Source organism: Stutzerimonas azotifigens DSM 17556 (genome assembly GCF_000425625.1).
In the GTDB taxonomy this organism is placed as follows: Bacteria; Pseudomonadota; Gammaproteobacteria; order Pseudomonadales; family Pseudomonadaceae; genus Stutzerimonas; species Stutzerimonas azotifigens.
This window is the reverse complement of sequence record NZ_KE384421.1, coordinates 68,216-77,462: the sequence shown is the minus strand read 5'-3', so window position 1 is coordinate 77,462 and position 9,247 is coordinate 68,216. Positions and strand designations below refer to the sequence as shown.

General features: G+C 69.5%; 8 protein-coding genes and 1 pseudogene. 6 read left to right on the top strand and 3 right to left on the bottom strand.

What is annotated here, in order from left to right; genetic code table 11:
• Positions 1 to 119 (top strand): annotated as a pseudogene (locus tag H610_RS24345) (oxidoreductase); the annotation flags it as partial.
• Positions 120 to 264: 145 nt separating this feature from the next.
• Here H610_RS24345 and orn read toward each other — a convergent pair.
• Positions 265 to 810 (bottom strand): oligoribonuclease, encoded by a 546-nt coding sequence (gene orn, locus H610_RS0121520; protein WP_028241598.1) that lies wholly within the window; start codon positions 808 to 810, stop codon positions 265 to 267.
• Positions 811 to 937: 127 nt separating this feature from the next.
• On the opposite strand from orn, the gene rsgA reads away from it, so the two are divergent.
• Positions 938 to 1,966, top strand: coding sequence for a small ribosomal subunit biogenesis GTPase RsgA (gene rsgA / locus H610_RS0121515; RefSeq protein ID WP_028241597.1), 1,029 nt, complete (start codon positions 938 to 940; stop codon positions 1,964 to 1,966).
• Positions 1,967 to 1,974: 8 nt separating this feature from the next.
• Here rsgA and motB read toward each other — a convergent pair whose 3' ends face one another.
• Both motB and motA read right to left on the bottom strand, forming a co-directional pair.
• Positions 1,975 to 3,012, bottom strand: a complete 1,038-nt coding sequence (motB, locus tag H610_RS0121510) for a flagellar motor protein MotB (RefSeq protein WP_028241596.1) — start codon at positions 3,010 to 3,012, stop codon at positions 1,975 to 1,977.
• A 15-nt stretch (positions 3,013 to 3,027) separates the two neighbouring features.
• Positions 3,028 to 3,879, bottom strand: coding sequence for a flagellar motor stator protein MotA (gene motA / locus H610_RS0121505; RefSeq protein ID WP_028241595.1), 852 nt, complete (start codon positions 3,877 to 3,879; stop codon positions 3,028 to 3,030).
• A 175-nt stretch (positions 3,880 to 4,054) separates the two neighbouring features.
• Here motA and H610_RS0121500 point away from each other — a divergent pair, with 175 nt between their 5' ends.
• The 4 genes from H610_RS0121500 to H610_RS0121485 all read left to right on the top strand — a co-directional run bounded on the left by H610_RS0121500 (position 4,055) and on the right by H610_RS0121485 (position 9,236).
• A complete protein-coding gene (locus tag H610_RS0121500; RefSeq protein ID WP_028241594.1) occupies positions 4,055 to 5,557 on the top strand; it encodes an HDOD domain-containing protein in 1,503 nt (500 codons plus the stop codon).
• Positions 5,558 to 5,615: 58 nt separating this feature from the next.
• Entirely contained in the window at positions 5,616 to 6,431 is an 816-nt protein-coding gene (locus H610_RS0121495; protein WP_028241593.1) for a rhodanese-like domain-containing protein, read from the top strand.
• 11 nt (positions 6,432 to 6,442) lie between these two features.
• Complete coding sequence (gene asd / locus H610_RS0121490) at positions 6,443 to 7,309, top strand: archaetidylserine decarboxylase (RefSeq protein WP_028241592.1); 867 nt, start codon at positions 6,443 to 6,445, stop codon at positions 7,307 to 7,309.
• Between the two features lie 151 nt (positions 7,310 to 7,460).
• Positions 7,461 to 9,236, top strand: a complete 1,776-nt coding sequence (locus H610_RS0121485) for a hypothetical protein (protein ID WP_043239303.1) — start codon at positions 7,461 to 7,463, stop codon at positions 9,234 to 9,236.
• The last annotated feature ends 11 nt before the right edge of the window (positions 9,237 to 9,247 follow it).

Sequence of the window (9,247 nt, the reverse complement as noted above, 5' to 3'; positions counted from 1 at the left end):
GCAAGTACCGCGGCATCGAGACCTGCACCCTCGCCCGGGCCTTGTGGCGCCTGGCGCTGGAGGAAGGCGACGGGGTGCGGGTGGTCGAATCGGACGAATTGAGGCGGTTGGGAAGATAGCGGCAGGCGGCAGGCGGCAGGCGGCAGGCGGCAGGCGGCAGGCGGCAGGCGGCAGGCGGCAGGCGGCAGGCGGCAGGCGAGTGTGAGGGCCGCCGTCATGCTGTCAAGCCCCCGCCGCTCTTGCTTTTCGCCTGAAGCCTGAAGCCTAGACTTTGATGAAATGCTCGCGGTAATACCGCAGTTCAGCGATCGACTCGCGGATATCGTCCAGCGCCAGGTGCGTGGCGCTCTTGCGGAAGCCGTCGCGCACCTGCGGGGCCCAGCGCGCGGCCAGTTCCTTAAGGGTGGAGACGTCCAGGTTGCGGTAGTGGAAGTAGGCTTCCAGCTTCGGCATGTAGCGGTAGAGGAAGCGCCGGTCCTGGCAGATGCTGTTGCCACAGATCGGCGAGCTGCGCGCCGGCACCCACTCTTCGAGGAAGGCCAAGGTCATGGCCTCGGCCTGCTCGGTGGATACCCGGCTCTCGCGCACCCGCTGGGTCAGGCCCGAGCCACCGTGCTGGCGGGTGTTCCACTCGTCCATGCCGGCGAGGATCTCGTCGCTCTGATGCACCGCGATCACCGGGCCCTCGGCCAGGACGTTGAGCTGGCTGTCGGTGACGATGGTGGCCATCTCGATAATGACGTCGCGGTCTGGATCCAGGCCGGTCATTTCCAGGTCGATCCAGATCAGATTCTGCGAGTTTTGCGGCATGGGGGCGGCTCCTTGGACTAGGGCGGCAGTTTAGCCGCTCGCCGGCCCCGCGTCAGGCCTCCTCGGCCGGGCGCCCGGTGCAGCGCTGGTGCTAGACTGCGCGCCACTCCCACCACAAGTGTGCCCCATGGCCAAACGCCACCTCAGCCGCCGTCAGAACTGGCGAATCGCCAAGATCCAGGAAGAGCGCCTGGCCCGCGCCAGCAAGCGCGAGCAGCGCGCCGAGCACGAGCTGGAAGGCGGCGACCTGGGGCCCGAGGAGCCCGGCCTGGTGATCGCCCACTTCGGCGTTCAGGTCGAGGTGGAGGCCACCGAAGGCGAGCACGCCGGACAGATCGTCCGCTGCCACCTGCGCGCCAATCTGCCGCCGCTGGTCACCGGCGACCGGATCGTCTGGCGACGCGGCCAGCAGGACATCGGGGTCATAGTCGCGCAGCAGCCGCGCCGCTCAGAACTGTGCCGCCCGGACAGCCGCGGCCAGCTCAAGCCTGTGGCGGCCAACGTCGACCGGCTGGTCATCGTGTTCGCACCGCTGCCGGAACCCCACGCCAACCTCATCGACCGCTACCTGATCGCCGCCGAGCATGCCGGCATCCAGCCGCTGCTGCTGCTGAACAAGGCCGACCTGCTGACTCCGGAGAACACCCACGTCAGCGAGCTGCTGGCCGTCTACCAGCGGCTGGGCTATCCGCTGCTGGAAGTGTCGGCGCATGGCGGCGAGGGGCTCGACCGCCTGCGCGCGGAACTGGATGGGCACATCAGCGTGTTCGTCGGGCAATCCGGCGTGGGCAAGTCGTCGCTGGTCAACACCCTGCTGCCCGAGGCGCAGACGCGGGTCGGCGAGCTGTCGGAGCAGTCCGGCAAGGGCACCCACACCACCACCACCGCACGGCTGTTCCACTTCCCCGGCGGCGGCGACCTGATCGATTCGCCCGGCATCCGCGAATTCGGCCTCGGGCATGTCAGCCGTGCGGACGTCGAGGCCGGCTTCGTCGAATTCCGCGACCTGCTCGGGCATTGCCGCTTCCGCGACTGCCGCCACGACCGCGAACCCGGCTGCGCGCTGCTCAAGGCGCTCGACGAGGGGCGCATCGAGCCGCAGCGCATGGCCAGCTACCGGCACATCCTCAGCAGCCTGCCCGACCCCGAGTACTGAGCCTTCGGTCAGTCCTGCCCGGACTGGTCGAAGCGCAGCACGCCATCCTCGAAGATGTTCAGCCGCTGCTGGAGCTCGCCGGCCGGCAGCGGCTCCGGCGTCTGTGCCGGCTGCGCGTTGGCCGGCGCGGGCGCACTGGCCGGCGGCAGCGCGCCTTCGGTCGCCGGGGCCGGTTCCGCCGGGGCCTCGCCCTCGCCCACCTCGCCCTCGATCTCGCGCTGGGCCTTCTTGGTCAGCACGATGATGTCGATGCGCCGGTTGACCGGGTTCAGCGGGTCGGCGCGGTCGAACAGCGCCGAGGAGGCGTAACCGACCACCCGGGCGATCTGCCCTTCCGGATAGCCACCGGCGACCAGCGCACGGCGCGCGGCGTTGGCGCGCTCGGCCGACAGTTCCCAGTTGCCGATGCCGCTCCGGCCGCTGAACGGCTTGGCGTCGGTGTGGCCGCTGACGCTGATCTTGTTCGGCACCTCGCTGATGGTGTCGGCCATCGCCAGCAGGATGTCCTCGAAATAGGGCTTCAGCCGTGCGCTGCCGAGGTCGAACATGGGCCGGTTCTCGGCATCGACGATCTGGATGCGCAGGCCGTCCTGGGTGATCTCGAACAGGATCTGGTCCTTGAAGCGGCGCAGGTCCGGGTTCGCTTCCACCTTGTTCTGCAGTTCCTGCAGCAGCAGCTCGAGACGCTCGCGGTCGATCCGCTCGGCGAGCAGGTCGATCTGCTCGGCCTCGCGACTCGGGTCGTTCATCTGGTCGACCGGCTGCTCCAGCTGTGGATTGAGGGTCTTGGCCGGGGCCGGCGTCGGCGAACCGCCAAGGTCTATGGCGTAGGGGCTGGCGCTTTCGGTGAAGCCGATGGGGTCCTGGAAATAGCCGGAAATGGCCTTCTTCTGTTCCGGCGTCGCCGACGACAGCAGCCAGAGCACGAGGAAGAAGGCCATCATCGCCGTGGCGAAGTCGGCGAAGGCGATTTTCCAGGAGCCGCCGTGGTGACCGCCGACGGTCCGGCGCACCCGCTTGATGATGATCGGCTGGGAATTGTCCATGTGCGGCCTTCAGCCTCAGTTGCCGCGCATCGCCTGCTCGAGCTCCGAGAAGCTCGGCCGGTGCGCCGGGAACAGGACCTTGCGGCCGAACTCCACCGCCAGGGTCGGCGGCATGCCCGAGGCCGAGGCGACCAGGCTGGCCTTGATCGCCTCGTAGACGTTGAGCTCTTCCTTGGCGTCGTGCTCGAGCGAAGCGGCCAGGGGGCCGAAGAAGCCGTAGGCCGCCAGGATGCCGAGAAAGGTACCCACCAGGGCCGCGCCGACGTGCTGGCCCAGCTCGGCCTGCGCGGCTTCGCCGAGCATCGCCATGGTCACCACGATGCCGAGCACGGCCGCCACGATGCCGAAGCCCGGCAGGCCGTCGGCGATGCGGTTGACCGCGTGCGAGGGATGCTCGAGCTCGTCCCGCAGGCTGCCGAGCTCCATGTCGAACAACCCCTCGAGCTCGTGCGGCGCCATGTTACCGGAGGACATGATGCGCAGATAGTCGCAGATGTAGGCGGTCATCCGCTCGTCCTTGAGGATGCCGGGGTACTTGCTGAAGATCGGACTGGCGCCCGGATCCTCGATGTCCGCCTCGATCGCCATCATGCCCTCGCGCCGGCTCTTGTTGAGGATCTCGTAGATCAGCCGGAGCACGTCCAGGTAGTAGGCGCGCGTGTACTTGTGGCCGAACATGCCGAGCGCCTTCTTGAACACGTGCATGAAGGTGCTGCCGGGGTTGGCCTGCAGGAAGGCGCCGAGCGCCGCGCCGCCGATGATCAGCACCTCGAAGGGCTGGATGAGGGCGGCAATCTTGCCGTGTGACAACACGTACCCGCCGAGTACCGAGGCGAACACGACGATGATGCCGATGATCTTTGCCATAAGAAGGTCTTGAAAAGCCGAAGAAATCAGTGAAGGGCCAACCGAAACCGCAGCGGTGTGGACGCACGCCGGCCTCCACGACGCCAGGCGAGGGGTCGCTCGAAACAATTCTTCTCGTTATCGGAACTTTTGCGCCAGACTAAAGGTCGTCCCGACCAAAAGCCAGTTTGGCGCCATGACCACCCCGAACACCCGCCCCCGCACGCCGACCGCCTGGATCGAGGCCTTGGACGCCGTCCGCCTGCCAGTCATCACAACCGATCACGAAAAGGTGCGGCGGGCGCTGGCCGACAACCGGCGTTCGATGCGCGAGATCGCCGAGGCCATCGAGGGCAGCCCGGTGCTGGCATTGCACTTCCTGCGCGCCGCCAACCACAACCTCGGTGCGCTGGCGAAGAAGGCGGAAAGCCTGGAGGTGGCCCTGACCCGCCTCGGCCTCGCCCGTGCCGCCACGCTGCTGGCGCAGGTCCCGGCGGCCGAAGCACAGGCGCTGCCCCTGGCGCTGCGCCAGCTGGTGCTCGTCAGCCAGCATGCCAGCCGGCAGGCCGGCGGCCTGTTCGGCGCGCGCCTGGCGCGGCTGTGGCAGGAGGTCCACTGGGGCAGTCTGCTTTTCCTCGCGCCGGGCTGGGCGCTGGCGGCGGCCTACCCGGCGCTGTTCGAGCAGTGGGAGCGGCGCGTGCTGGGCGGGCGCGAGCCGGCCGTGCGGGTCGAGCGCGAGCTGCTCGGCATGCCGCTGCTGGAGCTGTGCCTGGCGCTGGTCGAACGCTGGCAGCTGCCGGACTGGATAGCTGATGGCTACCGGCTGCTGGCGAGCAACCGGCGGCTGCTGATCAAGGCGCTGCATATCGCGCGGGACAACGAACATCCGCTGCACCAGCAGCAGCTGCTCGATGCCGACCCGGCCCTGCGGCGCTGGCTGACCCGCCCCGGCAACAGCATCCTCATCGCCAACGGCCTGGCGCTCTCGGCACATCACGGCTGGAGCGGTGTGCACAGCCTGCGCTGGCAGCGCCTGGCCGGCCTCTACCTGCAGCTGCCGCTGCCGGCACTGCAGCAGCTCGTCCATCAGCAGGCCGCGGCCAGTGCCCGCGAGGCGGCGGCGCCCGGCCTGTGGCATCCGGCGCAGGCGCTGGTCCTGCCGTGGAACGCTGTCTACCCGCCGGCCGCCCCCCGGCCCCTCCCGCGCGAGGCCGCCGGCCAGTGGCGCAGGCTGTGCGGCGAGCTGCTGCGCGAGCCCAGCCCGTTCAGCAATGTGCTGCAACTGCTCGGCACCGTTCGCCAGGCGCTGGAGGCCTGCGGGCTGAACCGCGTGCTGCTGTTGCAGGCCGACCGCACGCACCGGCGGCTGCAGGCCCAGCAGGCCGCGGGGCTCGCGGAAGGGGCCGGCAAGCTGGTCCTGGACCCGGCGCAGAGCCCGCTTCTCACCGAGTTGCTGGAAGCGCCGAAGGCCCTGCGCCTGGGTCCGGGCACTCCGACGCGACTGCCCGACAGCCTCGAGGCACTGTTTCCCGGAGGACATCGGCTGCTGCGCTCGGTGGCGGTCAACGGCCGGGTGGTGATGCTGGCGATCGCCGACAGTGGCGGCGGTCCGTTCGCCGATACCACCGCGCAGGCGTTCGACAAGACCCTGCAGTGCCTCGAGCGCGCGCTGGCCGCCTTCGTGCGCCGTCCGCGCTGATTCCGCCGCGCGGCTTTTTCGTTACACTCCGGTTTTCTTCGAGCCAGCCGAGGCCACCGTGTCCGTCTTCTCTTCATTGCCGATGGTCATCGAACCCATCGATCTGGCGAGCCGTCTGGACGCGCCGGAGCTGATTCTCGTCGATCTCACCAGCGTCGAACGCTACGGCGACGGCCACATCCCCGGCGCGCGCTTCGTCGACCCGCGCCAGACCCAGCTGGGCCGCCCGCCGGCGCCCGGCCTGCTGCCGCCGAAGGCCCAGCTCGAGCAGCTGTTCGGCGCCCTCGGCCACCGCCCCGAGGCGGTCTACGTGGTCTACGACGACGAAGGCGGCGGCTGGGCCGGGCGCTTCATCTGGCTGCTCGACGTCATCGGCCACCAGCGCTACCACTACCTCAACGGCGGCCTGCGCGCCTGGATCGCCGAGGCCCGGCCGCTGTCGCGCAAGGCCCCGGAAGCGGTCCCGGGCACGGCGTCGATCGAACTGCACGAGGAACCCTGCGCGACCCGCGAATACGTGGAAAGCCGCCTGGGCGCAGCCGATTTCGTCGTCTGGGACGCGCGCGCGCCGGAGGAATACCGCGGCGAGAAGGTGCTCGCCGCACGCGGCGGGCACATCCCCGGCGCGATCAATTTCGAATGGACCGCGGCCATAGACCCGAACCGCGGCCTGCGCATCCGCCAGGACATCGCCGAGCAGCTGCGGACGCTCGGCCTGACCCCGGACAAGGAAATCGTCACCCACTGCCAGACGCATCACCGCTCCGGCTTCACCTACCTGCTGGCCAAGGCGCTGGGCTACCCGCGAGTCAAGGGATACGCCGGCTCCTGGAGCGAATGGGGCAACCTGCCCGACACGCCCGTCCAGTCATGAAAAGGTCCTCCATGAAAGATCGCCTGTTCGTTTTCCTGCAGTACCTGCTGCCGCACCACCTGATTTCCCGCCTGGCCGGCTGCCTGGCCGAATGCCGCGTGCCCTGGGTGAAGAACACCTTCATCAAGACCTTCGTCCGCCAGTACGGCGTCGACATGGGCGAGGCGCGGATCGAGGAGCCGACCGCCTACGCCCACTTCAACGACTTCTTCACCCGTGCGCTGAAGGACGGCGCGCGCCCGCTCGACCCCGCGCCCGGCGCCATCCTCAACCCCTGCGACGGCGCCATCAGCCAGCTCGGCCGCATCGAACAGGGCCGCGTCTTCCAGGCCAAGGGCCACAGCTACAGCGTGATGGAGCTGCTCGGCGGCGACCACGAGCGCGCGGCGCCCTTCATGGGCGGCGACTTCGCCACCGTGTACCTCTCGCCGAAGGACTATCACCGCGTGCACATGCCGGTCAGCGGCACCCTGCGCGAGATGATCTACGTGCCGGGACGGATCTTCTCGGTGAACACCGTGACCACCGAGGGGGTGCCGGAACTGTTCGCGCGCAACGAGCGCGTGGTCTGCCTGTTCGATACCGAATACGGCCCGATGGCCATGGTGCTGGTCGGCGCGATGATCGTCGCCAGCATCGAGACGGTCTGGGCCGGCCTGGTCACTCCGCCGAAGCGCGTCCTGCGCAGCCAGCGCTATGACGAGGCGGCGCGCGTGCCGATCCACCTGGAGAAAGGCGCCGAGATGGGCCGCTTCAAGCTCGGCTCGACGGTGATCCTGCTGTTCGGCCAGGACCGCATCCGCTGGGACGAGCGCCTCCAGCCGCTGTCCCCGGTGCGCATGGGCGAAGGCCTCGGACGCGCCCTGCCGGTCGAGTAGACACGGCCGCCGCCACGCCCCGCTAGCCAGACTTCGGCACTGAGGCTATGCTGATGGCAACCGGCCATCACATGGACCTGTGCGCCCGGTGCGTAGCGGGTAAAGTCCTCGCGAAGCCTCGGCCGGGGTAAGCGAGAGGGCGGAGTCACGCGTGTCGGATAAAGATAGCCACCACCTCCTGTTGCGGGTCCCGACGCCGGTCGCAACGGCGCTGAGCTGCTGCGAGGCCACCCCGCGCGGCATGAAGCACTGGCTGCACGGCCTGCCGCGCGCCAATCTCGGCGAAATGGCGCGCCAGCTCTACCAGGCGCTGATCCAGCTCAACCAGCTGCGCACCCCGTCCGAGAACCGCCTGCAACTGCTCGAGCTGCTGCGCCCCGAAGTGCAGATGGTCTGCCACCTGCTCGAGCGCAACTTCCTGCACCGCCCGCTGGTGCTGGATGAACGTCCGCGCAAGGTCGCCAGCCTCTGCCAGGCGCTGCAGCACCACCTGGCGATCGGCTACAAGCTGGTGGTGGTACGCCTCGCCTCGCCGGCCGGACAGGATCGCCAGCCGCTGCTGGCGATCGCCCTGCAGCGCGCCCTGTCCAGCCTGCGCGGGCTGGTGGTGCGCGCCAGCCAGCTGTATTGCCCGGTGCCCGAGGGGGTCTGGCTCGACCTCCACCGTCTCCACGCCATCGGCCGCGAACGCAACCTCCAGCGGACGCCGGTGCGCGACGAACTGGTCCATCACACCGCCAGCAGCAGCATCGAGCAGGCCTATCTGGCGGCCCTGCTGCTCGGCGGCGCGCGCTGCAACCAGATCCGCCAGCAGCAGATCGCCGGGCTCGCCGAGGTGCTGGAAGCCTGGAGCGCCCTGACTTCGCTGACCGCCGCCGGATCGCGCGACGGCCTGTTCGTCGTGCTGCCGCAGGCCGACGGTCCGCCGCGCTACCGCGCACAGATTCCCGCAGCCGAGGCCGCCGGCGGCATCGGCCTGGAGACCGGCCGCCTGGTCGAGGCGATCGAGCGCCGGCTGGCCGGCGAAACGGACACCCGCAGCGGGCTGGTGATCCCCGACGGCATGAATGACGACCTGCTGCGCCACCTCGCCACGGCCTGGGGCAGCACCGCCGAGCGCAGCTTCCAGCGCAAGGCCGGCGGCGGCACGCTCGATGTCTGCGTCGGTATGAGCGCCGTGCATTTCTTCCTCGCCGGCGAACGCGTCTTCGACAAGGTCATCGCCCAGCCCCAGGCCGGCTCGCCGGCCCGGTTCAGCCTGCAGGGCGGCGAGCCGGACGTGTGGGCCCGGGCGTTCGACGCCCAGAGTGGCTCGGCCGCGCTGTCGCTGGCCGGCGACAGCATCGAGTTTCGTCCGGCCAGGGCCGAGGAGGAAGCGGAGACGAGCTTTCCGGTGCATCCGCTGGGCGTCGTCAACCACAGCCCCGGCGGCTACTGCCTGGCCTGGCCCGGCGAGACGCCGGCGCAGCTGCAGGCCGGCGAACTGCTCGGGCTGCGCGACAGCGTCGGCTGGCAGGTCGCGGTGGTTCGCTGGCTGCGCCTAGTACGCGGCGCCGGCACCCAGATGGGCGTCGAACTGCTCGGCCCGAGCGCCGAGCCTTGCGGCATCCGCCTGGTGCGCAAGCAGGAACAGGGCAGCCAGTACCTGCGCGGCCTGCTCCTGCCGCCGATCGCCGCGATTTCCCGCCCGGCGACCGTGATCGCGCCGCGCCTGCCGTTCCAGGAGGGGCACAAGGTGCTGCTCGCGCGCGAGGGTCAGGAACACCGCGCGGTCCTCAGCCGGCGGATCGCCGGCACCGGCAGCTACAGCGAATTCGAGTACCGCTCGCTGGAGGTGAAGCCCCAGCCGGAGACCTTCGTCACAGCTGGAAAAACCGGGCCCGCAGGCCCGGACGAAGATTTTGACTCACTCTGGAAGTCGCTGTAGATTGCGGCTTC